Origin of the sequence: Paenibacillus rigui (genome assembly GCF_002234615.1) — a bacterium.
Lineage (GTDB): Bacteria > Bacillota > Bacilli > Paenibacillales > NBRC-103111 > Paenibacillus_S > Paenibacillus_S rigui.
The window spans coordinates 80,183-102,726 of sequence record NZ_NMQW01000037.1 but is presented as its reverse complement, the minus strand read 5'-3'; the positions used below and the strand labels follow the sequence as shown (position 1 = coordinate 102,726).

Below are 22,544 nucleotides of genomic sequence, written 5' to 3'. Positions count from 1 at the left end.
CTCCAAACAATACATGATGCTATTTCAAAAACGATCAAAGTAAAAAAATGGACTTATTGTTGTACCGACTTCTTCCAATCCGCGGCGAATTTCTCCATCCCTTGATCGGTCAATGGATGCTTCGCCAATTGTTCAATTACCTGAAACGGCACAGTAGCAATATGTGCTCCTGCCATCGCTACACGTGTCACGTGATCCGGATGACGTACGGATGCGGCGATAATTTGTGCATCCAGGTTATGAATACGGAACAATTCGGCAATTTTCGTCACAAGCAGAACGCCGTCTTCGGAAATATCGTCCAGGCGTCCAAGGAATGGTGATACATAAGTTGCCCCTGCACGTGCCGCAAGCAAGGCCTGGTTCACGGTAAAGATCAACGTCACGTTCGTTTTAACGCCTTTTTTCGTCAAATAACGGCATGCTTCAAGACCATCCAAAGTCATTGGGAGCTTAATCGTAATATTCTTATCCCAACCGTTAATCTTGATCAGCTCATCGGCCTGCGCAATCATCTCTTCTGCAGTTAAGGCATCAGGAGTTACCTCAGCCGATACGGATTCAACTTCAGGGACAGCCTGCAAAATTTCAGCAATCCGGTCTTCGAACTTGACGCCTTCTTTGGCAACAAGGGAAGGATTGGTCGTAACCCCAGACAAAATGCCGACTTTGTACGCTTTCTTAATATCCACAAGGTTCGCAGTATCGATAAAAAATTTCATTGTTCATTCCTCCAATTTTTATTTGCTCATTAGTTTTTTCGTTAATTGAACTACATTGTTGACGGAAAATCCGAAATATTCCATAACCTCATTGCCCGGACCTGAAGCACCGAACGTATCGATGGACAACACTATGCCGTCTGGACCGGTGTACCGATCCCAGCCTAACGAAATACCGGCTTCAATGGCTAAACGCTTCGTGACTGATCTCGGTAAAATGGTTTCTTTGTACGCCTCGGATTGGCCGTCGAACAGCTCGCGGCTCGGCATAGCAACGACACGTACGGAGATGCTGTCCTTCTCCAGTTCCTCTTTGGCCCCAACGGCAAGAGATACCTCAGAGCCGGTCGCGATCAGAATAACATCCGGTTGCTGATTTGTTTCTGTCAGGATATAAGCCCCCTTGCTAACCCCTTCAACCTGTCCCTTGGTTTCCTCGAATACAGGCAGGTTTTGGCGGCTAAGCACAAGTGCCACAGGCCCCTGCTTTTGCTGCAAGGCATACGCCCAAGCGTTTGCCGTTTCGTTCGCGTCGGTTGGACGGATGACGGTCAGTCCCGGGATGGTGCGAAGCGCAGCAAGATGCTCTACCGGCTCATGAGTCGGTCCGTCTTCCCCGACGGCAATAGAGTCGTGTGTGAACACATAGATCACAGGCAGCTTTTGCAATGCGGCTAGACGAATGGCCGGACGCAAGTAGTCGCTGAATACGAAGAAGGTGCTGACGAACGGCTTCACGCCGCCATGCAGTGCCATACCGTTTCCGGCCGCACCCATCGCATGCTCACGGACACCAAAGTATACGTTGCGTCCCGAATAGGAACCAACTGCGAACACGTCATCGCCGCCGATGTTCGTCATCGTCGAATGGGACAAGTCTGCGCTGCCTCCGAAGATGGAAGGTACTGTTTGAATGAAATGATTAATCGCCTGACCGCTGGCTACACGGGTAGACACCGACTTGGATGGATCAAAGGTAAGGATATCGGCGGCCTCAATCGTCACGGAGCCGTCAACCACTTGAGCCAGCTCCTTGCCAAGCTCAGGATGTTGGGCAGCATAAGCAGCCATTAATTGGTTCCATTCCTCTTCCTTGGCCTTGCCCTTCTGTTTAAGCTGTTCAAAGTGTGCTTTCACTGCTTCCGGCACGGTAAACTCGTCCTCGTAATTCCAGCCGTAAGCTTCTTTCGTCGCCTTCGCTTCTTCCTTCCCGAGCGGATTACCATGTGCCTTGTTCGTTCCCGCCACCTTGCTTCCATAGCCGATAATCGTCCGTATTTCGATCAGGGTCGGCTGCTCGGTATTATGCTTTGCCGCTTCGATCGCTTTCACGATTTGCGAAATGTCGTTACCGTCCTCCACCCGCAAATATTCCCAATGGGCCGATTCCGCCCTCTTTTGTATGTTTTCCCCAAACGAAAGATTCAAGCTGCCATCCAAAGAAATATCGTTGGAATCATACAAAACGATAAGCTTACCCAGCTTCATATGGCCGGCCATCGACATGGCCTCATAAGAGATGCCTTCCATTAAGCAGCCGTCACCCACAAGCGCATACGTGTAATGGTCGACAACCGGGAAATCGTTCCGATTAAATTTGGAAGCCAGATGCGCTTCCGCCATCGCCATGCCGACAGCCATCGCAATTCCTTGACCTAATGGCCCTGTCGTTGCCTCTACCCCATCCGTGTGGCCAAATTCAGGGTGTCCCGGGGTTAAGCTGTTCAGCTTGCGGAACTGTTTCAAATCCTCAATCGACACTCGATATCCGGACAAATGCAGCAGGCTGTACAGCAGTGCGGACCCGTGGCCTGCAGAAAGGACAAAACGGTCGCGATTGAACCATTTGGCGTTGCCTGGATTATGGTTTAACAGCTTGCCCCACAAGGCATAGGCCATCGGTGCGGCCCCCATAGGCAGGCCGGGATGGCCTGAATTCGCGCTGTTGATTGCGTCAATGGACAACGTCCGAATGGTGTCAATCGCTAATTGATCAATGGTTTGAGTGATAGGCATATTGTTCTCCTTTTAATTGTATTTCCGAACTGCATTCCGAATCGAACCACCAATGATAACCGTCCTTTGCCAATAGCGCGTCGGACTCGGCGGGGCCGTAGGTGCCGGCCGGATAAGGATGCAGCGGAACAAGCTGATCGCCAAATGCTTGCAGAATGGGTTCAACCCATTGCCACGATAACTCAACCTCGTCCCAATGAGCAAAGAACGTAGGTTTACCCAGCAAAGCGTCATACAGCAAATTTTCATAAGCCTCAGGCAAATCCTGATGATTTGAATGAAAATCGATATGAATCGGTTTAAACGCTCCCTGATGCTGCGGATCTCTAGTATTTAGCTGCAATGTTATGCCCTCATGAGGGCTCATTTCAAATACGAGAAGATTCGGCATCGGCTTCTCCTCTTGAGCGGAGGCTTGCTGCTTTAACGGTTCTTTGAACTCAACCACGATACGAGTCGATTTTTCCTTTAATCTTTTTCCTGTTCGGATATAGAAAGGAACCCCTCTCCAAAAAGGCGCATCGATCTGCAGTTTTGCAGCAATAAATGTATCATTCAACGACGCTTCAGAGATATTCGGTTCGGAAGTATAACCCGGCACCGACTTTCCCTGGATGGTCCCTGCTGCGTACTGGCCGCGAATCACATGGCTTGCTATATCCTGTTTATGCAATGGCACAAGATCTTCCATGACCTTCTTCTTCTTGAGCCGCACCTCTTCAGGAGTACTGTTCTTTGGAAGGTGAATGGCTACCATCATCAGCAATTGCAGCATATGGTTTTGGAACATGTCCCTTACGGCGCCTGCCCGATCATAATAACCGGCTCTCTCTTCAACACCGACGGTTTCGTTGGCCGTGATCTGCACGTTGGCAATATAGCGGTTCGTCCATAAAGCATCCAATACCGGATTATTTTGCTGCAATGCCCCTAGCTTTTGCACCATAGGCTTCCCGAGATAGTGATCGATTCGAAAAATCTCTTGCTCCGAAAAAGCTTCGCTCAGCTGCCGATTCAATTCCCTGGCAGATTGCAAATCGTGGCCAAATGGCTTCTCGATCAAAAGCCGCTTCCAGCCAGCCGCCGAACCAAGACCGCTTTCTTTGATATTCGTAGCAATGGCTGCAAAAAATTCGGGACCAACGGATAAATAAAACATCCGGTTCGGTGTGAGGTTCAGTTCTCTCTCTCTCTGCTCAATCCGCTGCAGAAGCTTTGTATAATCCTCTTTGCGACCAATATCCAGCGCTTGATAACGGAATGCATGGACGAAGCTTTTCAGTGATACGGGGTCATTCGCTTTCCTTCTGGAGAACTGGGTCACGGATTGCTCAACACCGGCTTGAAATACTTCATCAGACAGTTCTCTTCTTCCAAGACCAATCACATGAAAACATTTGGGCAGCTTTTGCTCAAGGAACAAATTGTACAGGGCCGGGTAAATCTTCCTTTTGGCCAAGTCCCCTGTCGCACCAAACAAAACAAAAGTTACAGTCTCCATCTCTCTCTCCATCTCTCTCTCCTTCCGGTCTGGCTTCTTTTTCTTGGTTCAACTATAATACAAATCAAAGCTATACAAGTAATTAATATATTTTAGAGGAGATATAGACCGTGTCTATAGTCAATCATGAATTATACAAAGTGTTTTATTGGGCAGCCAAAACTGGAAGCCTATCCCAGGCGGCTAAAGCCTTGTATCTGACCCAGCCAAGCGTCAGTCACGCCATTAAGCAGCTGGAAGAAAGCTTGGGCATTACTTTGTTTTACCGGAATTCCAAAGGCGTTGCCTTGACACAAGAAGGCGCCGTTCTGTACTCCTATATTGAAAAGTCCCACATCTTAATTTCAATTGCCGAGAAGAAAATGACAGAACTTAAGAATTTGGATAGCGGTGAGCTGAAAATCGGTGGAAGCGAATCGCTGTTTAAGCATTATTTACTCCCCTTCCTGGAAGAATTTCATCAGCAGTATCCCGGTATAGGACTTTCCTTGATTCATGGAACGACGCCAGAGATTATTTCTTACTTAAAAGAAGGCCGTGTGGATCTGGGTGTAGTTCGGATGCCAATTACAGATCCGCAGCTTGAAGTGAGAGAGGGAATACAATTGCAGGATTGCTTTGTAGCGGGGGCGCATTACGCAGATCTTAAAAATAAGGTGATTACGCTCGAAATGCTGCTTGAGTATCCTATTATTTTGTTCTCACGCAACAGCCGGGCACGCATGGGCATCACTGAATTGTTTCACGGCTACGGTTACGAGTTGAAGCCTGAGATTGAGGTTGGAAGCGTCGGTCTTCTGATAGAATGCGCGCAAAAAGGACTCGGTATTTCTTACGTGACCAGGGAATTCGTCTCCAAAGAGCTGGAAGACGGGTCTCTTTTCGAAATCCAATTGGATGTGCAGCTTCCGCCTTCCCAAGTCGGAATCATGATCATGCGCAACATGCCTCTTTCCCGTGCAGCGAATCAGTTTATTGAGCGGATCAAATAGAATGAACCTTTCAATATGCATAAATACATTAGAAACTTATATAAATTAGTGATATAATTTGGCTATGAAGCCTATAAATCATTCTACTGACCTCAATGTCGCTGATTTCGCCCTAGCTCTCGAGCACCTGACAAGGATACTCATCCGGCTGCCGTCCATTGAAAAATTAAGCTTTACTACGCTGTCTGTCCTGCACACATTGACACGTAAAAGCCCCATGAGGCTGACTGAGCTGACAGCCCATGAGCAAATTACCCAGTCGGCCATCACTCAGCTGGTTACCCGACTTGAACGGGACGGACTTGTCGAGCGCCGGCCAGACCCGAATGATGGCCGAGTGGTTCTAGTGCATATTACCGCCCTTGGCACCCATGTTATCGACTCGCGCCGACTGGATCGCATAGCGAAGCTCTCGAATTTCATTGACGGACTTACCCTGGAGGAAAAGGAGGCAATCGCAGCCGCATTGCCTGCATTAAAGCATCTGGCCGAACTGGGAAATGATTCTTAGTCTCAAGTTCATGCCTGGCATGATCAGGTTGTTTGTTCAATCCATTTTGAGGGAGGTACACTAATGACAACAGCCCCTTTCGCTCTTGAACCATGCCCCATTCACGTAACGGATGAGGCACTTGCCGATCTTCAATCTCGTCTGAAATCTACACGATGGCCTGTCGATGCAGGGAATGATGATTGGTTTTACGGTGTTAGCCGGAAGTACCTTGAAGAACTTGTCGGTTACTGGATTCATGAGTTTGACTGGCGCAAAGCCGAGAAAGCAATCAACGCTTACGAACATTATAAAGTCAATGTGGACGGAGTTTCAGTGCACTTTATGCGTAAACCGGGTACGGGGCCCAATCCTATCCCCTTGATCTTGTCCCATGGTTGGCCTTGGACATTCTGGCATTGGTCCAAGGTCATTGATCCACTCGCAGATCCTGGCGCATTCGGGGGCGATCCCGCTGAAGCCTTTGACGTCATCGTTCCTTCACTTCCCGGCTTCGGGTTCTCGGCTCCGCTACCTAACAACCCGGACATGAACTTTTGGAAAATTGCCGATCTCTGGCATACACTTATGACGGATATTCTCGGTTATACTAAATATGCAGCAGGGGGATGCGATGTAGGCGCTCTCGTGACAGGTCAATTGGGACACAAATATCATGACGAGCTCTATGCTATACATATCGGGTCTGCTCAAAAACTGAGCTTTTTTAACGGGGATCGCGCTTGGGATTTCGCAGGAGGCCGCCCCATTCCCGACAACATCCCCGAGCCTATCCGAGCGGAGATTGTTAAATTTGATCGTCGCTTTGCATCGCATCTTGCTGTTCACGTTCTTGATCCCGGCACACTGGCCTACGGATTGAGCGACTCGCCGGCAGGCATGCTCGCATGGATTTTGGAACGATGGGTCAAGTGGAGCGACAATCACGGGAACGTCGAGAATGTTTTTTCGAAGGACGACATCCTTACGCATGCAACAATCTTCTGGGTAAACAATGCCATCGAAACCTCGATGCGCGGCTACGCAAACGCCAACCGTTACCCATGGACACCCTCACACCATCGTTCGCCAGTCATTGAGGCACCGACCGGTATTACCTTCGTAGGTTATGAAAATCCACCGGGGATCCCGACGGAAAATCGCGTACACCATTTTCTCGATAGCGATCGTGCCCCATGGTATAACCATGTAAACATCTCGGTCCATGAACATGGCGGACACTTCATCCCCTGGGAAATTCCGGACAAGTGGGTTGAGGATTTACGACGAACTTTCCGTGGACGCCGATGAATAGCAAGCAGTAGTTCTTTACAATTGAACCTTATTCTCGACATTAATTGAAACTTATGTACAAAATCATTAGCTTGAATAGGCGCTAATGATTTTTTTGTTCGATTTTGTTTTGTTCAGGGATTAACGACTCTTGACCAGCAAATCAATCGCTTCCTGGACCATTTTGCCCGTATCTCTGCCAGCTTCTTTTTCTTCTAAAATACAATGTTCTAAATTTACAGCGACAATATAGGCAATAGCCTTATCCGCCGCACTTCTTACGGCAGATAATTGGCTTACCACATCCTTGCAATCCTGCCCTTCTTCCATCATTCTTAGAACGCCTCGAATTTGACCTTCTACCCGCTTTAATCTTTTCTTCACATCATCATCGTACTGCATTGTAGGATCTTCCTTTCTGTATGATTATCCGGGGATTCCGCCCCCTGAAATTTTTTGTGGTTAGCTGATTCGTGAAGCTTCTGATATGCTTGCATACCATTCTCCAGATAGGATAGTTGTTTAAAACCATTTTTCTTCATCACTCTAGCCGCTTTCTTGCTCTTATGCTTCGAATCCGCTACGATAATGATTTCATCTTCCAAATGAAATTCGCGTTTTTTCACATAAGGTAATCTTCCTAGAGAGATATGAAAGGCTCCTTCGATGTGTCCCGCATAAAAGTCAACCTGATCTCGGACATCGAGTATTTTAAAGTCAGCTGATTTATCCTTTAAATGATTAGCCAACGATGTAACATCTATAGTCTTCAGCCCTTTGACGGGTCTGATCCATTGAATGAAATATACGATGATGAACAAGATGATAGAGTATTTAAACAAGTCATCTCCCCCTAGGTAATGAATGAAAAGCTACCACAGAATGACGTGGTAGCCTCTTTCAAGCGTAATTATCCTTTTTTTACAATAAAGGTGAATATCCCGTTGTCTTCCTTCGACTCAATAAGTTCATGATTGGTTTGGTTAACCCATGCCTGAAAATCTTTCATCGAGCCTTTATCTGTAGTTTGCAGCTCCATAATTTGTCCCGGTTCCAGAGAATCTATCCCTTTCTTCGCTTTAACAATCGGCATTGGACAAGCAAGTCCTTTTGCATCCACAACTAAATTCGCCATTTCATAATCTCTCCCTTATTTATTCGTGATGATGAACAGCACACCGATTCGGTCCGATTTCCAGTTCTATGGCCCGATCAGGTTCGACATGCAATTCACCGCGGTTAATAGCAATAATTTCTTCGAAATTTGGCGGTTTCTCTGTCGAGGCCGCTCCTGCAACTTGTTCCGTAAAAGCTTCCCGGTTTGAATTACGCATAATTTCATTATTATTTCGAATATCGCCGAGGGTTGCCCCTACAATCCCGTTATCGTTTATTTCTTTAATATCTGCATAGTGCGCCGGTAGAACCAGTACTTCATCTGACAATTGATTTACTTTGTTAAAAACCGTATCATACAAATCCTGTGCCCATTCTTTTGCTTTACCGCCCAGATCAGGCCGTCCCAAGCCACCGACGAAGATCGTATCACCGGACATCAAGAACTGGTTATTCAACAGGAACGAAGTGGAGCCTGGAGTATGACCTGGTGTCGGCAGCGCAAGCACCTCTACCTCAACTTGACCAAACCGTATCGATTTATGTTCCTCAAGCGGCTCATACGCCAGATCTGTTCCCTTTACTTCGCCGGAAGAAATATAGTATGTTGCCCCCGTTTGTTTTGCCAGTGCAGGTCCGCCGGAAATGTGGTCAGCATGCAAATGGGAATCTACAATATGTTCAATGGTAAAATTGTATTGCTGAGCCAGCTCAGTATAAAATTCAATGTTTTGGTTTGCATCTACTATCATGCCTTTGCCTTCTGAAATAACGGCATAGGATAGACACCCTTTGGACAATCGATTGATTTGAATCAGTTTCATTTTTTCATCAAATGCAACGACGGTAGGATGATAAAATTGACTCCAAGCGAGCATTCCGCCTTCAAGCACAGAGGTTTTGTAGCCTTTGTCAGCTAACGTTTCCGCAACGAACTGAGCGGAGCCGCCTTTGGAACAAATCACGACCATCTCTTCGTCCTTTGGCAAGGCTGTTAATAGCGTCTCGTCCTCCTCCAAAAAATTGAAGTAAGGAATATTCATGGATTTAACCTTCTTACCTTCAATCTTCCAATTGTCGAATTCCTCCTGATTGCGGACATCAAGAATTCGTACACTATTACCGGAATTCATATGGTCGTGCAATTGTTCTGCAGAAATCAAGGGAACATCAGCCATGGTTTGTCCTCCACTTTGTATGATTAGAAATTCAAGCTCACTTGAGCATCAAAAGCAAAGTCCAGGAATGTCGCGGCGCCTCCGAGCTCGATTCCTTCGATAAAATGTTCTTTTTCAAGCCCCATAACATCAATCGTCATTTGACAACCGATGAGACGTACTCCCGATTCTTTGGCAATTTCAATCAGTTCTTTAATCGAGGGAACATTGGCTTTTTGAAAGCCTTCCGCCAGTCCTTCATTGCCTGGCTTGAGCTTCAATAGGTGTTCGGATTCCTTATGAATGATGGATAAGCCTTCGAAAGTAAAGAAGATGGCTACCTCTGCATCCAATGCCGCTGCCGCTGTAGCAATGTTCAAAACCTTATACGCCGTCTCCAAGCCACCGCTTGATGCAATAAGTGCTACTTTTTTATTTGCCATGTTACTCGTCTCCTTTGTATGTTTAATCTTGCTCTTGAGTGTGTGTCCACTCCGACATGCCAGGGATTATATTTTTAACGTTTTGAAATCCTTTGTCTGTTAAGAGTTGGCAAGCGAGATCACTTCGGTTGCCTGAGCGGCAAACTACATAATATGGTTTACTCGGATCAAGTTGGCTCCATTTTTCTTCCAGCTCACCTAGCGGTATCGAGATGGATCCCGGGATTCGTCCGAAAGCATATTCCGCAGGTTCGCGAACATCAATGATGTGAAGTGCTTCTCCAGAAGAAATTTTGGCGTGTACTTCATCATTCGAAACCGTATGCGGGTGTACTTTTTCCGATTTTGTATCGGCTGCTTCGGCTTTACGAATAAAGTGGTGGAACACGCCGTTTTCCTCTTTTAATCCTAAATACTGATGCCCTGTTCGGCTGGACCAGCCCTTAAGATCAGCAACAGAACCTTTATCCGTTGCCCGGACTTCCAGTACTTCACCGGCGTTCATCTCGTCAATCGCCTTTTTTGTTCGAACTACGGGCAGCGGACAAGCAAGCCCTTCACATTCCAATGTACGATTTACTTGTAGTGTTGTCATGGACATAGCCTCCATTTATATATAGGATGCTTACTTGCGGTAAGCGATATCCTCAAAAGAGCGGATCCTAGCATAATATTGAGATCCAGATTTTTTAGACGATCACTATGATCAGCGCAGCATGAACCGGGGAAGCCAATCGCAAATATGGTTAATTCCATGCCATATCCATAAGGCTCCAGCATTTCTAAAATATTATCTGTTATGATGCTCAAAAGCCTAATGTTTATATACCCACCAGGGTATATAAAAGGCCAAAAAAAATTGCCAATTGCTTGTTTAAACTCATCTCTCATCTCTCATTTATCAAATGAAAGCAGGCCATTTGGTTTTTCCGAAATGTATCAACCCCTTCATTTACGTATACCTGTATGGGTATGTATATACTATAATCAAGTTTTGAATTTTCGTCAACCCCTCCTCTTCCAAACATAAGAGCCTAAGTATGAATTTACAAGCTTGGGTTACACTATGGACGATTAAAACCAAGGGTTGGGTGGTTGGGCTGGGCTAGTCCGCGCCATGTCCAATCCCGAATGATTCAGCATGTATTAACTTTCGACTCTCGGCTTGGTTGGATCACAGTTCGGGTTGGGTACCATACCTAACCCGGCCAGTTTGGTAAGATAGTAACACTCCTCCCGCATCATATGGTCCGGGATCAACGGACTGATCCGGTCGAGCACTTCGACTGACAATTCCAAATCCTCAATCTCTTGCAAGAAGGCTACAAAAAGCTTCATTTCGATATCAATGTCCTTATGGAACTTTCGAAAAGCCGGAAAATCACTCAGCTGCGTTCTCATATATCCGGCCATTTCGATACTTTTTATATAAAACTGCTGGAAGTGAACCTCGAACATTTGGCTTTTCTCCATCAAACGTTTCTCCACCATATCTAAATCGCTTGCAATAGAAGCCGCGTGACCGGATGCATCGGAAAGCCATAGCAAGTCATGGTGAATAGCATCAAAATGAGGAACAGGCCTCCCTGCTGCCAGTTCATTCACTATGCGTAAATATTCTTCAAGCTCATTTACCATATGATTAATAAAGGTAGGCGTCAGCCCGATAGATACATTTCTCGTCAGCATTTGCTTTAGCAGATCTAACTTGAAGCTGCGCAGTTGAATCGTTAGGGACAGCGCCTGCTGATTTAGAGACATAAGCTCTTCGTCCGTTAAGCTTTTACGAGCCAGCTCTAATAAGCTATCGAACGATTGAATAAATTGATGGGCTATCTGAATAGCTCTATCTTCCTTGGGTGAAAGCGTACTCCAGATGAACCGACTGTGATCTCCCAATATTTGCAGCCAGAAGCGGTGCTCGAATTGTGCGCCCTGATTCAAACAAATACCTCCTTATGTAAATCGTCAATTGAAGAAAAGATATGTGAGTGCAAATGGATTTATAACTATTCCCTTCTCCCTTGAGGAATAGGGACTCCCGGTTATAACATTCTTGTATAAAATATTATATTTTTTACCCAGTTTTAAACATACTGCGATATTCTCCTTTCATAGAATAAAAATCATTTTATGGGAGTGTGTATCATCCAATGTACAGTTTGTTCGTTTTCATCCACATTGTGGCAGCCATCATGGGGCTGGGGGCTACTTTCGGTTTTCCCATCATCGCCAAAAGCGCGAAAACCGTTTCACAAGCGAAGCATACACTGGAGCTGCTGAAGAAGCTGGAAATCCTCCCCAAGATCGGGAGTGTTACGCTTCTCGTCACAGGAATTGTTTTGGGCATCATGAACCCTTCCTTGTTCGGTACAGGGTGGTACTTGATTTCGATCGTGCTGTATCTTGCGGCTCAAGTCATTGTGATCGGCTTATTGCCGAGAAAAATGGCAGAGCAGGCGGATATTCTGAGGAAATATAACGGGGATGAGCTTCTTCCCGCGCCATATATAGCCATTGGAAAGCAGGCCGGGAAGCTGGAAGGAATAACGCATGCGCTTGCCTTTTTACTGATTTTATTTATGTATTTCAAGCCTTTTTGAACAGAAAGCGGAGCAAGTATTATTTTCGCAATGAAAAAGAAGGGTACCTAATATCGGTGCCCCTCCCTTTTTGTATCATAAGCCCCTGCCCATACTTAATTTTCTCAGCATCTGCCTCAGATTACTTCCCCTCCGCACTTCGAATACCGGCTTACGTTAGAACCCATTCAATCAAAGCCTGTTTGTTCAGCTTACCGTTCAAATTCAGTGGAAAATCAGTGATCTCAATAAATTGGCTTGGCATAATAGCCGGGAGGATGTAAAGCAATAAATGTTCTCTAAGCAAGACGGCTGAGACAGGCTCATTAACAGTATAGTAAGCAACTAATTTATTAATGCCATTAACCTTTATTTCGAGAACCTGCGCCTCTTTAATCGAGCTATGGGTCTTTAAGTGCTTGCGAATGGTCTCCGGATGTACTAAAATACTGTTGATTTTGAGCTGGCTATCGGTTCTTCCCGCATACTCGACTCGCCCGTCCTGAAGCCATCTGCCGATATCTCCCGTACGATACAAGAGCTGACCGGGCTCGTACGGATGTGCCACGAACTTCTCTTGGGTCAAGTCATCACGGTTCAAGTATCCCCTTGATACTCCATCGCCTGCAATGCAGATTTCTCCCCATACGCCTATAGGACATAGCTCCAACCGACGATTTAGCACATAAATCCTCGTATTGGCTATCGGCTTCCCCAAGGTAACCTGGTCCTGCTCCACATCCGTGGCCATTACCACGACAGTCGTCTCGGTAGGTCCATAGTGATTATACAATTTGTAGCCCTTGGCAATAACCCGATCCTTGAGCTCCCTTTCCAAAACATCCCCGCCAGTAATAACGACCCGAACACTCTCAAGCTTATCCTCATCGGTCAGCAGCGAAAGCAAGGTAGGAACCAGCGGCACGATATGCACCTGATGTTTACGAATAAAATCGTGAAAAGCCCGCTTATGGAGCAGCAGCTCGCTTCTAATAAGGATTGAAGTACCGCCATTCAATAACGCTCCAAAAATAGATTCCACCGAAGCGTCAAAGGTCAGATTAGCGGATTGAAGGATACGCGGATGATCAGCAATCTGGTATTTCGCATCCAGCCAGCAGCAGAAGTTAATGACCTCCTGATGACGCACCATTACTCCTTTGGGTGTTCCTGTCGACCCAGAGGTATAGATGACGTACGCAAGATCGGTGGAATGGCCTTCCCATTCCGTATGTAAGTCCGGTTGATCATAGGACATCGGATCGTAGGGGTCTATGAGTTCAACGCCTGCAGATCTGGACAAGCTTTTGGAAATGGCAATCTGCGCTCCACTATCCTCCAGAATCAGCTGATTATGTGCCTGTGGAGCACGAAGGTCGATAGGCAAGTAAGCCCCGCCCGATTTCAAAATCGCCAATAAGCCGATAATCATCTCGATCGTCCGGTCGGCTGTTATCGCAACGATGCAGCCCGGTCGAACCCCCCGACTTCTCAGCTTGACGGCCAATCGTGATGATCTCCGATCCAGCTCTGCATAGCTGATGCTCTCTTTATTGCAGACAACCGCCAATGAATTTGGGTTTGCAGCTGCTTGCCGCATAAAGAGACCATGGATTGTCAGTCCCTTTGGGTAGTCCGCTTGAGTTTGATTGAATTCAATAAGCAGCTGCGACCGTTCTTCGGGCGATAAAATATCCACATCTTTAATCCGCACGCGTTCATCGCGAAGCATAGCTTCATAAGCTTTTAATAAATGACCTTTCAAACGACCCAGTGAAATTTCGCCATGTAAATGCGAATTCAGCTGCCTATCGGCAAATACGATCGCTTCAAGCTCTTTTGCCCACACCGAGTCATGGGATGTAACCGATACAGGTAAAGTTAAGGAGGCGGATACTCTTCCGCTAACGTCGGTATATTCTGCAAGCAATCTGTAAAGCTTTGCCTTCAGATCCTTGATTGTATCTTCTATGGACACCTTTATTTCCAGAACCATATCTGCATCCGCATGAAGAGCAGCATGATTGCAGGTCCAGACAGGCAGCGGATACCTAGACTGAAAGGACAGCTGAAGCTGATCCGGTTCATGATATTTCATTAGCACAATGGCCCATGCCAATTGGATGCCGCTTAGGATCATGACCGCGTTCTCCCTCCATCGGAAGCTAATTCAAGGTTCCCCACAATTTGAGCTGCCGCCTCTGTTAAGACACGATCTCCTTCAGCATGCTTATGAAGCCGCTGCTCAAGACGATCCCATACCGTTTCCACTGGAACCAGCATCCCCTTTAATGCTAAATTTACGGTAGCTCGCCAGCCGTCTATATAATTCGTCACCGACTGGCGTGTCATGGTCATGTCTTCCATACCGCTTACCGGAAGTGGAGCATGATCCATTATCCGAAGGAGTCCATTCAGCCGATGCTGCATATGTCGGGTTCCCTTCAGAATTTCACACTTACGGTTGGGAGATAAATCCGTGTTTAACAACTGATTTGCGAAGCGGCCGAGGTGAAATGAATCAGACTGCAGCATCCGAGCTATGTATTGGACTGCCTGCTCATCGGATATTCGTTCACACTCCGGCTCCAAGGCTTGATAGGGCAGCTTCATGGCCTCATGCGCCTGACGCAAAGCGTCCCCAGCCATTACCCCATTGAAAGCAGGATGATCATCGAAAATCTGGTAGCTGCCGTCCGGCATGAGCTTCTGCACCCAAATATAATGCCCTGCGTGCTCAACACCGTAGAACACCTTCGCATGCGGCATATAATACAAATCACAAGGCAGCAGCACCCGCAGGCCGCTTTGCAGGGCCTCATCGATCCAGCCGCTGTTGAACTGGCGCCGGATCCCATACAGCTCGAACAGTCTCTGTTCCGTCTCCAGCACCCGCTTCAAGTTAAAATCCACTTCTGTTGCAGTCCATTCAGGGATAAAAGCCCACCTGTCAATCATAGCGGTATAAGACTGAATCTGCGGATAAATAGCCAATAGCTTATCAATGTAGCAATCCACCCATTGCTGTTTCAAGGATCTCCATTGCCTCCTTCCTGCCCATAGCCACATACCTGCTTACGAATAGGTTAAATCCGCTCCTAATTTGGAACAAATCCGATCTGACATATGGCGCAGAGTAGCGAAATTTTCGAATAAAAGCTCTTCATCATCAAAAATAATCCCAAATTCCTTTTCGAACTCGATGACTAAATTCATAGAATTAAAAGAATCCATGCCTAGACTCGCCAATTCCTGATCTAAGGTCAAGGCCTCCTCTGTTTGTAATATTTCCTTCACTTTGCTTCTAACGAAATTAGTAATGGAGTCCTTCGTTAAATGGGTTTGGCTCATACATCGTCCCTCACTTTATCGTTCTGTTTACAAGCTTACAGGAAGCTAACAAAGCTAAAGTCAATCCCTCCAAATAGCTTCCCCTCCAGCAGATCCGTACGATACCGGTTTAGAGTCCACCTTTGCATTGTGGTCCTGTCCGCTGCCTCCCAGCTGCGGAGGTACGCCGTATACAGGAGTAAATGGCGAAGCAGCATCCAATCCGGCACAGGGTGCAGCATACCCTTGGGGGTGGGCTGACTGACAGCGTAGCCCTCCATAAAATGATGCATAAACAACTGTGCAAACGACGCTTTATCTTTGGATGAACGGTCTCCGCTGACTGCATAATACAAAGCAACTGCAATGTCATTGACGAAATGATGGTACAACATTCCGGCGAAATCAAATACAATCAGTCTGCCGTTATGGACATGAAAGTTCCGAAAATGCAAATCATTATGGATTAATCCAAACTGATGGGGCTGCTCAGGCAATTGCTTGAGCCTTTGTAAACACCCGCTCAATGCTTCACTAAGCTTCGGTTCCTCCGCAAGCACAGATAACGCCGTACGGAATAATTCCTCCTCATCCCAACGGTGTCGCTTCCACTGCGGTTTGGACGGTTCATACTGGGATGCGATGCGATGAAGCTTGCCTGTCAGCCGCCCCCATTGTTCAAACAGCTCCGGCCCCCAAGCCTGGGGGTTGCTCATCTCGCCTTCCGCCCATTCAAATGCGTAGACCCAATACCCGGCGCCCGAAGGATCGTCAACGGACTCTACATAGCAGCCATGATGGGAAGCGACCGCTCTCGCCACAGGCACTCCATGAGCCGCTGCAAAATGAACGAAATCAATTTCCCCCAAAAGCTCGGCCTCCGTTTTAACCTGACGGGAAACGATTTTTAATACATACCTCCTGCCATTACGAGCCCAGGCATACACGCTGCTCTCGAAGCTTTCCAACGGAGTAAATAACGTGTGGGCTTCTGCAAACCTGCTGCCGGCTTCACGCACCCATTTATCGTCGATCTGCGGCATATCAATTCACTCTCCGCAGCTCATCGAGCAGCCCTTCCAGAAATTGCTTTTCATACGTTTTAAGCTCTTCAATACAGTGGATGGCTCTTGCAATATTGCTTGCGTCCTGAGCAATGCGCTGCTTGACGCATAGCTGATGGACAATCATTGTTTTTCTTAATAGGGTCTCTGCCATAGAGATGTATCTGGTATCCGTCAAGCAGTTGGTTTTGAACAAATAGACTACTCTTTCGATCATCATTTTTTTATGGTTCATTAGCGTTTGTAATGCCTTCATATGAATAATCGGTTTGCCTTGCTCGCGCTCCAGCTCCAGAAATAAAATGAGCAAGTCATAGGCTCTGAGTCCGAACCAGTAATCGATTCGCTTGGGATTCACCTCGGTTAACGGCTTGGAGAGCAGGTGTTCTTCCAGTGATCTCGTAATCAAGCTTATATCAAACTCAACAGCCGGTACGTTCAAAGCGTGATATGGAAATTGTATAATTTCCAATGTTTGACTGACGCGCTGAGGTACAGGACCTGCATGATTCAGCGCCTCCTGAAAGAGGTCGAAGCTGAGAGATTGGTCAACGTTAAATACCGGTGGCTTTGCAAAAAATCCGGCAATCTTGAATACACGCTGATCCCGGTCATACCCGTGCACCAGAATATGATGCGTAAGGTGGAATTTTTCATAGGAGTTCATTCCCGGTATGTAGTATTCGTCCAGCGCTATTGCTAAATATTGTCCTTTATTCAAGCAATCGATGAAAAACTCGATACAGTCAGGAAACCAGGAGTGAAGCTGATCTGTGTGCAATTTGGAAACAAAGGAATAAGGCAGGCTGTTGAATAGAGAAGATGTTGTCAGGTGAATGAAATTCCCTTTATCAAACTGTGGCACTCCAAAAATATGAATGTAGTTAGATACAATCCACGGCAGCGATTTCTCCCGTTGGGTTAACAGGATCGCTTGGGAAAATGCGTGAAAGGAATGAACATCAATAATGGGTACCTCCAGCGGGAGGCTCACAACGCGGCTGTCCGTTAACATCGCAATCCCCTTTCAATGATTCGAGCTATCGACGAATGCCTCCAGCCATTCCCCTTGCGCACGCAGCATAGAGAAGTATCGGTCCTGGAGCGCTTCCAATTTATGCGGTTGAACGCATAATCCGATCTTGTACAGCTGGTATAAGCTCTTCTTCCAGTTATTGCGGTTCTCGGTAAGCCTCCTCGCCAGTTCGTCCCAATTCCTGATCCGGTCTTGGTGTCTCCCAATAAACATCTCAAAGTAATCCAATTGATGCATCATGCCTCCGACACGTAGGCAGTAGTACATATTTTTACAAGTTTCCGTAAACTCGGAAGGACTCACGTCCATTAATCTCCGCCAATCCTCCACATAAGCTCGGTAAGCCTCCAGTCCTTGAAATCGGCCTGAGGGCAGATTGTGATGCCCAAGAAACCTTCTGATGTTGTCTACGGCCCTTTCAAACCGCTGGGCTTCCGTTGGGGGCGGGCTTAGTGACGGATCCGCTTCAACCCATGCATAGCCCCATACGCCTGCCAGTACGTGCTCTAATGATAGCGGGCCGCTGTAGGATAAGGTTTGCCCGGATACATCCAGAAATGAGGTATCTGCAACGAAGGCCGTTTTACCAGCTTCATCGATTCCATATAAAAGCAAAATATGATTTCGTTCGGCTCCATCACGGAACACGGCATGATAATCCAGATAAGGACTCCGCATGAACACTAATACAGCGCGGTTTTCCAGCAAAATCTCACGAAATACATCCAACACGTTAGGACTGATCTCAAACGTATATTGGGCGCGAAGCCCATAGGAAGCTGCAAACTGCTCAATAATCGTCTCCTGTGACGCCAGCCACATCGTACTCAAATCTCCGTTATATTCCAAATTCAAGCCGTCACTTTCAAAATAAATATCCGCTTCCGCAGCCCTGGCATCCAGTTCTGGACGCTCGCTTACGAGCAAATGGCGCAATCCTGAAAATAAACAATGATGCCCGGTCTGTATGTTCAAGCTGTTAACGACTTTCAACATCATGGATGCACCTCGCTTACAATGTCATCACGCCAAGGAATCGATTGGATCGGCATGACGATGCGGCTACCAATCCTCTCCAATTCGTGGGAGCTTATTAGCCCCGACACAATAAAATAGTCTACCCCGAGCCTCTGAAATGTGTAGAGGGACTGGCGAACCTCCTCATAGGAGCCGACAATAGAGAATCCGTTGGAAGTATTGAGCTGGGATAGTCCTGCCCATAGTGTTGAGTCCTGCCGTTCCTCCTGTTTAGAGTAATAGCTCTGATACTTGGAAATGCCTTCCGAGTCACAATTATTGCGAAAAAGCCGGTTCATTCGTTTCTGAAACGGACTCGCGCTTTCGAGAAAATGATGCGCGGCTTGCCATGCTTCCTCACTTGTTTCCCGCGCAATAATATCGATCATGATGCCGCATTTCGGTTTGGGACGATTGTCGGGCAGCAAGTGGTGGAAGGTTGCAAAATGCTGCTCAATAACCTCAAACTCATGCCCGAATACGAAATAGCCATCTGCGAATTGTGCAGCGATCTGCATGGCTTCCTCCGAGCTTCCGGCCATAAACAGCTTTCCTTGCGATGGCTCCAGCCTTGGGATCAGCTCTGCATTTTGCACATCAAAGCAATCCCCGTGATAATGAGTAATGCCTCCCTGCTGCAAGTGCCGGAACAACTCAATGAATTCCTTTGTGCGCCTATAACGGGAAGCGTGATCTCCGACCCGGGTCATTTTGCCAAGCTCCACTTGTGAGCTCCCGGTCACTATGTTCAGATCAATACGTCCATTGGACAGCAGATTAAGTGTATTAAATGCTTTAGCTGTTGTTGTCGGCAGACAATAGCTGGTGTTCTGCGCCACGAGAATGCGAATGGCTTCCGTCTGGTGCGTTAACGAAGTAGCCATAATCCAGGGATCCATATAAGCATTGGCATTTATGAGCAGCACAGCATGAAATCCGCTTGCTTCCGCAAGCTTCGTCTGCTCTACAATAAAAGCTGAATCCCCTTCAGGCAGCATCCAGCAAAATTCCATGCTTCTCACCCGCCGATTCGGTTGATTTGTTGATATTTCCGGACTAAATCTGCAATACGTCGAAGCGTGGATACATTTTCCGTCAATAGATCGTCATCATCAATCTCGATCCCAAAGCCACTTTCAAGCTCAACCACCAATTCCACAACAAGGATGGAATTCAGATTGTACTCAATCAAATCCTCATCGGGACCAAGCGATGCCAACACTTCATGCTCTTGCTTAAGCACACGCTGCAATATATCGAGCAGCTCATTTTCCATGGTTTTCAAATGTCAGCACCTCATTTATAGAAACCAGCACATACGCACAAGACCGGTGAATGCGTACCTGCAGCACGCGGCGTTCCGAACTCACCGGATTGGATCTGTAGGCTGATTTATACCGGATTTGTCAACTCAAAACATGACGCCCGTCGATAATCGTTTTGCCTGCATATAGGCTTTGCTTCTCTTTGAATTCCTTCCATGAGGTAACTATTGTACTGACCTGGCTTCGTTCGATAACCTCCTCAACAGAGCCCGCATACTCAATGGGTAATCCGTAGGTGCCGCGGAAATTGTCCATCGCCAATGGATCATAGGCCAGAATCCGATGAAATCCGCGGTCCAGCAGCAGCCCAATAATGTCCTTCGACACGGCCCCCCTGACATCATCGCTATCCGGCTTAAATGATAGTCCCAGGATGCCAACCATTTCATCGGGCTGGGCACTCGCTGTAATCCGCTCTACGATATGATTTTTAATATCCTCATTCACCTGCAGCACCGCTTTGAGCAGCATGGACTCATGTCCATAGTTCCCCGCATGGGAATATAACGATTGGGTATCCTTTGGCAGACAGTAACCTCCAAAGCCGCAGCCCGGAAATACATAGTCCGTCATTTTGGCGGGATGTCCCTGCCATCTCCTGTCTTCGTGAAGCAAGCGGAACACCTGCGGGATGTCGATTTGCCCAATCCGGTCGGCAATCATTGACAGTTCATTGGCGAAGCTGATCAAGGTGGCCAGCAGTGCATTCGATGCATATTTGACAAACTCGGCTGTATGAGCCGCAACGCGGTGGACCGGCACATCAAATGCAGCATACAGCTCGCTTAAACGCTGTGCTCCAATCGGATCGATCTCACCGATAATCACACGGTCCGGCTGAACAAAATCAGACCAAGCCGAGCCCTCCCGCAGAAACTCCGGGTTATTCGCTAAACCAATATTTTTACCGGTAATATAGCCTCTGGCTTGAAGCAGCGGCTGAATTCGATCTGTTGTGGTTGCAGCAGGAACCGTCGATTTGATCACCAATACAGGATAAGATTTTCGCTCGGGCAGCTGCTCCATCGCATCCAGGCATGTCTGAACCGCATTCTGCAGATCGCTTAAATCGGTTTCGCCGCTTGATGAGCACGGGGTACCCACGCAGAAAAAGATCGTTTCGGCTTGAGCAATAGCCTCCGCCATCGTATGACATACGATAAACCGGCTTCCTTCGTACCGTTCCAGATGCTCCTGAAGATGAGGCTCGTGAAAAGGAATTTGCTTGTGCGTATACATTTCCCGCTTGCGTTCATCCGCATCATAGGCGTAGATGGTGCAGCCGAGCCGATGCGCAAGCCCCAGTCCCGTTGTCAGTCCGACAAACCCTAGGCCAATCACCGCAATCATGAAGGGACTCCTTCTCTTTCCTGTGCCAGAAAGGACAAATATCGTCTCACTCCGTGCTCAACATCTATTTCCGGCTGAAAATGGAGCAGCTTCCTTGCTTTGGTGATGTCAGGACATCTCCGGGACGGATTACCGGTTAAATAATCCTTTTCCGTTGAGGGCTCATAACGGATTGTGCCTGAATACCCCCACAATGCTGCCGCCTGATCACGGTAAATCGCTGCGAGCTGCCGCACCGTAATTTCCGGACGATCCATCCCAATATTGAAGCAGTCGAATTCATCATGGAGCAATACTTTTATATACCCGGCGATCGCATCGGCAATATAACAGAACGTACGGGTGGGTGTCCCGTCGGAATGGATAATCAAATCCTCTTGCTGCATTATGGCTTGTGCAAAATCTGCTGGCAGCCGCTTATCCCCCATCGCCATACCCGGACCAAAGTTATTGAATGGTCTGACAATCCGAATCGGCATTTGACACGTCTGGTGATACACGTAACACAAGGTTTCACCCATTCGTTTGGATTCGTCATAACAGGCGCGTGGTCCCAGTGTACTTACGTTGCCCAAATAAGTTTCCGCAGTCGGAATGCATTCCGGTACGGGATCGCCGTACACCTCGCTGCTGGAGAAAAATAACAGCCCATCCATCGGCCGGTGACGGTAAAATTCGAGCAAATTTTTCAAGCCGAGGACATTCGCATCCATCGTTTCAATAGGAAACTTCCGATAATAGGAAGGTGAAGCAATAGACGCCATATGAATCACATAATCCGCTTGCAGTGCCTCAGGTATCGTTTCCAGCCGATCCTTGGCTATATCAAACGTATGAATTTGGATGTCTGTTTCGTTAAGGGATAACTTTTCGAGCCAGGAAGGTTTGCCGGTACGAAATGTATCAAGCAGCACAAGCGACTTATAGCAAATTCCATGCTGCTTCAAGTAGACGAAGTAATGGGTCAAGTAAAATCCGATAAAGCCTCCGCAACCGGTTATCACAATGGTTTTATTGGCGAATCGGCCGGCTTGCTCCGTTTTGCCGAATATGTACGCCAAATCCTCCAGAAAAATATCATTTCGGTTCATCAAAGGCATCGCTCCTCTT

The 22,544-nt window shown here is 47.1% G+C and carries 24 protein-coding genes; 4 read left to right on the top strand and 20 right to left on the bottom strand.

The genetic code is table 11. The features are described from left to right. Positions 1-53 precede the first annotated feature (53 nt). From fsa to zwf, 3 genes are read right to left on the bottom strand one after another with little or no spacing between them, the layout of a single operon-like run. Positions 54-722: a fructose-6-phosphate aldolase gene (fsa, locus tag CF651_RS23575; RefSeq protein WP_094017335.1), complete on the bottom strand. Its 669-nt coding sequence runs from the start codon at positions 720-722 to the stop codon at positions 54-56. A gap of 18 nt (positions 723-740) precedes the next feature. Continuing rightward, positions 741-2,738 carry a transketolase gene (gene tkt / locus CF651_RS23570; protein WP_425436310.1) on the bottom strand — a complete coding sequence of 666 codons (1,998 nt, stop codon included), beginning with the start codon at positions 2,736-2,738 and terminating at the stop codon, positions 741-743. Then, positions 2,716-4,239, bottom strand: a complete 1,524-nt coding sequence (zwf, locus tag CF651_RS23565; RefSeq protein WP_094017370.1) for a glucose-6-phosphate dehydrogenase — start codon at positions 4,237-4,239, stop codon at positions 2,716-2,718. The genes tkt and zwf overlap by 23 nt, the downstream gene beginning before the upstream one ends. A 110-nt stretch (positions 4,240-4,349) precedes the next feature. Here zwf and CF651_RS23560 point away from each other — a divergent pair, with 110 nt between their 5' ends. From CF651_RS23560 to CF651_RS23550, 3 genes are all read left to right on the top strand, one after another. Further along, complete coding sequence (locus CF651_RS23560; RefSeq protein WP_094017334.1) at positions 4,350-5,231, top strand: LysR family transcriptional regulator; 882 nt, start codon at positions 4,350-4,352, stop codon at positions 5,229-5,231. Between the two features lie 64 nt (positions 5,232-5,295). Continuing rightward, a complete protein-coding gene (locus tag CF651_RS23555) occupies positions 5,296-5,742 on the top strand; it encodes a MarR family winged helix-turn-helix transcriptional regulator (protein WP_094017333.1) in 447 nt (148 codons plus the stop codon). A 63-nt stretch (positions 5,743-5,805) separates the two neighbouring features. After that, positions 5,806-7,032 carry an epoxide hydrolase family protein gene (locus CF651_RS23550; protein WP_094017332.1) on the top strand — a complete coding sequence of 409 codons (1,227 nt, stop codon included), beginning with the start codon at positions 5,806-5,808 and terminating at the stop codon, positions 7,030-7,032. A gap of 123 nt (positions 7,033-7,155) precedes the next feature. On the opposite strand, the gene CF651_RS23545 is transcribed toward CF651_RS23550, so the two are convergent. The 7 genes from CF651_RS23545 to CF651_RS23510 form a co-directional block, all read right to left on the bottom strand. Then, positions 7,156-7,416, bottom strand: a complete 261-nt coding sequence (locus tag CF651_RS23545) for a metal-sensitive transcriptional regulator (protein WP_094017368.1) — start codon at positions 7,414-7,416, stop codon at positions 7,156-7,158. Then, on the bottom strand, positions 7,395-7,856 hold the full coding sequence (locus CF651_RS23540; RefSeq protein ID WP_179232956.1) for a rhodanese-like domain-containing protein: 462 nt from the start codon (positions 7,854-7,856) through the stop codon (positions 7,395-7,397). The genes CF651_RS23545 and CF651_RS23540 overlap by 22 nt, the downstream gene beginning before the upstream one ends. Before the next feature lie 68 nt (positions 7,857-7,924). After that, positions 7,925-8,149, bottom strand: coding sequence for a sulfurtransferase TusA family protein (locus tag CF651_RS23535; RefSeq protein WP_094017330.1), 225 nt, complete (start codon positions 8,147-8,149; stop codon positions 7,925-7,927). 19 nt (positions 8,150-8,168) lie between these two features. Further along, entirely contained in the window at positions 8,169-9,308 is a 1,140-nt protein-coding gene (locus CF651_RS23530; protein WP_094017329.1) for an MBL fold metallo-hydrolase, read from the bottom strand. Between the two features lie 23 nt (positions 9,309-9,331). Further along, positions 9,332-9,730 carry a DsrE/DsrF/DrsH-like family protein gene (locus CF651_RS23525; protein ID WP_094017328.1) on the bottom strand — a complete coding sequence of 133 codons (399 nt, stop codon included), beginning with the start codon at positions 9,728-9,730 and terminating at the stop codon, positions 9,332-9,334. A gap of 22 nt (positions 9,731-9,752) precedes the next feature. Continuing rightward, positions 9,753-10,325 (bottom strand): sulfurtransferase TusA family protein, encoded by a 573-nt coding sequence (locus tag CF651_RS23520; RefSeq protein WP_094017327.1) that lies wholly within the window; start codon positions 10,323-10,325, stop codon positions 9,753-9,755. A gap of 551 nt (positions 10,326-10,876) precedes the next feature. Beyond that, a complete protein-coding gene (locus CF651_RS23510; RefSeq protein ID WP_094017325.1) occupies positions 10,877-11,674 on the bottom strand; it encodes a DUF2935 domain-containing protein in 798 nt (265 codons plus the stop codon). Positions 11,675-11,883: 209 nt separating this feature from the next. Between CF651_RS23510 and CF651_RS23505 the strand changes: the two genes are divergently transcribed. Then, entirely contained in the window at positions 11,884-12,333 is a 450-nt protein-coding gene (locus tag CF651_RS23505) for a DUF2269 family protein (RefSeq protein ID WP_094017324.1), read from the top strand. Positions 12,334-12,484: 151 nt separating this feature from the next. Here CF651_RS23505 and CF651_RS23500 read toward each other — a convergent pair whose 3' ends face one another. The 10 genes from CF651_RS23500 to CF651_RS23455 form a co-directional block, all read right to left on the bottom strand. Continuing rightward, the gene (locus CF651_RS23500) at positions 12,485-14,452 is read right to left on the bottom strand and encodes a non-ribosomal peptide synthetase (protein ID WP_094017323.1); all 1,968 of its coding nucleotides are present in this window, start codon (positions 14,450-14,452) and stop codon (positions 12,485-12,487) included. Next, entirely contained in the window at positions 14,449-15,345 is an 897-nt protein-coding gene (locus CF651_RS23495; protein WP_094017322.1) for a cysteine peptidase family C39 domain-containing protein, read from the bottom strand. The genes CF651_RS23500 and CF651_RS23495 overlap by 4 nt, the downstream gene beginning before the upstream one ends. A 42-nt stretch (positions 15,346-15,387) precedes the next feature. Then, positions 15,388-15,663: an acyl carrier protein gene (locus CF651_RS23490; protein WP_094017321.1), complete on the bottom strand. Its 276-nt coding sequence runs from the start codon at positions 15,661-15,663 to the stop codon at positions 15,388-15,390. 35 nt (positions 15,664-15,698) lie between these two features. Next, on the bottom strand, positions 15,699-16,685 hold the full coding sequence (locus tag CF651_RS23485; protein ID WP_094017320.1) for a phosphotransferase enzyme family protein: 987 nt from the start codon (positions 16,683-16,685) through the stop codon (positions 15,699-15,701). Position 16,686: 1 nt separating this feature from the next. Further along, entirely contained in the window at positions 16,687-17,721 is a 1,035-nt protein-coding gene (locus CF651_RS23480; protein WP_094017319.1) for a cysteine peptidase family C39 domain-containing protein, read from the bottom strand. Between the two features lie 12 nt (positions 17,722-17,733). Next, positions 17,734-18,741: a hypothetical protein gene (locus CF651_RS23475; protein WP_144029098.1), complete on the bottom strand. Its 1,008-nt coding sequence runs from the start codon at positions 18,739-18,741 to the stop codon at positions 17,734-17,736. Then, the gene (locus CF651_RS23470; protein ID WP_094017317.1) at positions 18,738-19,772 is read right to left on the bottom strand and encodes an LLM class flavin-dependent oxidoreductase; all 1,035 of its coding nucleotides are present in this window, start codon (positions 19,770-19,772) and stop codon (positions 18,738-18,740) included. Before CF651_RS23470 ends, CF651_RS23475 begins: the two co-directional genes overlap by 4 nt. Positions 19,773-19,777: 5 nt before the next feature. Then, entirely contained in the window at positions 19,778-20,035 is a 258-nt protein-coding gene (locus CF651_RS23465) for a phosphopantetheine-binding protein (protein ID WP_245856122.1), read from the bottom strand. Between the two features lie 130 nt (positions 20,036-20,165). Continuing rightward, positions 20,166-21,434, bottom strand: a complete 1,269-nt coding sequence (locus CF651_RS23460; protein ID WP_094017315.1) for a UDP-glucose dehydrogenase family protein — start codon at positions 21,432-21,434, stop codon at positions 20,166-20,168. Further along, positions 21,431-22,525 carry an NAD-dependent epimerase/dehydratase family protein gene (locus CF651_RS23455; RefSeq protein WP_094017314.1) on the bottom strand — a complete coding sequence of 365 codons (1,095 nt, stop codon included), beginning with the start codon at positions 22,523-22,525 and terminating at the stop codon, positions 21,431-21,433. Before CF651_RS23455 ends, CF651_RS23460 begins: the two co-directional genes overlap by 4 nt. Positions 22,526-22,544: the final 19 nt, after the last annotated feature.

Excerpts from the sequence above, each read along its gene's own strand:
- CF651_RS23455 (WP_094017314.1), bottom strand. The coding sequence starts at position 22,525 with ATGAACCGAAATGATATTTTTCTGGAGGATTTGGCGTACATATTCGGC.
- CF651_RS23475 (WP_144029098.1), bottom strand. The coding sequence starts at position 18,741 with ATGATGTTGAAAGTCGTTAACAGCTTGAACATACAGACCGGGCATCAT.
- fsa (WP_094017335.1), bottom strand. The coding sequence starts at position 722 with ATGAAATTTTTTATCGATACTGCGAACCTTGTGGATATTAAGAAAGCG.
- CF651_RS23555 (WP_094017333.1), top strand. The coding sequence starts at position 5,296 with ATGAAGCCTATAAATCATTCTACTGACCTCAATGTCGCTGATTTCGCC.
- CF651_RS23505 (WP_094017324.1), top strand. The coding sequence starts at position 11,884 with ATGTACAGTTTGTTCGTTTTCATCCACATTGTGGCAGCCATCATGGGG.
- CF651_RS23530 (WP_094017329.1), bottom strand. The coding sequence starts at position 9,308 with ATGGCTGATGTTCCCTTGATTTCTGCAGAACAATTGCACGACCATATG.
- CF651_RS23490 (WP_094017321.1), bottom strand. The coding sequence starts at position 15,663 with ATGAGCCAAACCCATTTAACGAAGGACTCCATTACTAATTTCGTTAGA.
- CF651_RS23480 (WP_094017319.1), bottom strand. The coding sequence starts at position 17,721 with ATGTTAACGGACAGCCGCGTTGTGAGCCTCCCGCTGGAGGTACCCATT.
- tkt (WP_425436310.1), bottom strand. The coding sequence starts at position 2,738 with ATGCCTATCACTCAAACCATTGATCAATTAGCGATTGACACCATTCGG.
- CF651_RS23500 (WP_094017323.1), bottom strand. The coding sequence starts at position 14,452 with ATGATCCTAAGCGGCATCCAATTGGCATGGGCCATTGTGCTAATGAAA.
- CF651_RS23545 (WP_094017368.1), bottom strand. The coding sequence starts at position 7,416 with ATGCAGTACGATGATGATGTGAAGAAAAGATTAAAGCGGGTAGAAGGT.
- CF651_RS23465 (WP_245856122.1), bottom strand. The coding sequence starts at position 20,035 with ATGGAAAATGAGCTGCTCGATATATTGCAGCGTGTGCTTAAGCAAGAG.
- CF651_RS23460 (WP_094017315.1), bottom strand. The coding sequence starts at position 21,434 with ATGATTGCGGTGATTGGCCTAGGGTTTGTCGGACTGACAACGGGACTG.
- CF651_RS23550 (WP_094017332.1), top strand. The coding sequence starts at position 5,806 with ATGACAACAGCCCCTTTCGCTCTTGAACCATGCCCCATTCACGTAACG.
- CF651_RS23535 (WP_094017330.1), bottom strand. The coding sequence starts at position 8,149 with ATGGCGAATTTAGTTGTGGATGCAAAAGGACTTGCTTGTCCAATGCCG.
- CF651_RS23520 (WP_094017327.1), bottom strand. The coding sequence starts at position 10,325 with ATGACAACACTACAAGTAAATCGTACATTGGAATGTGAAGGGCTTGCT.
- zwf (WP_094017370.1), bottom strand. The coding sequence starts at position 4,239 with ATGGAGACTGTAACTTTTGTTTTGTTTGGTGCGACAGGGGACTTGGCC.
- CF651_RS23485 (WP_094017320.1), bottom strand. The coding sequence starts at position 16,685 with ATGCCGCAGATCGACGATAAATGGGTGCGTGAAGCCGGCAGCAGGTTT.
- CF651_RS23525 (WP_094017328.1), bottom strand. The coding sequence starts at position 9,730 with ATGGCAAATAAAAAAGTAGCACTTATTGCATCAAGCGGTGGCTTGGAG.
- CF651_RS23470 (WP_094017317.1), bottom strand. The coding sequence starts at position 19,772 with ATGGAATTTTGCTGGATGCTGCCTGAAGGGGATTCAGCTTTTATTGTA.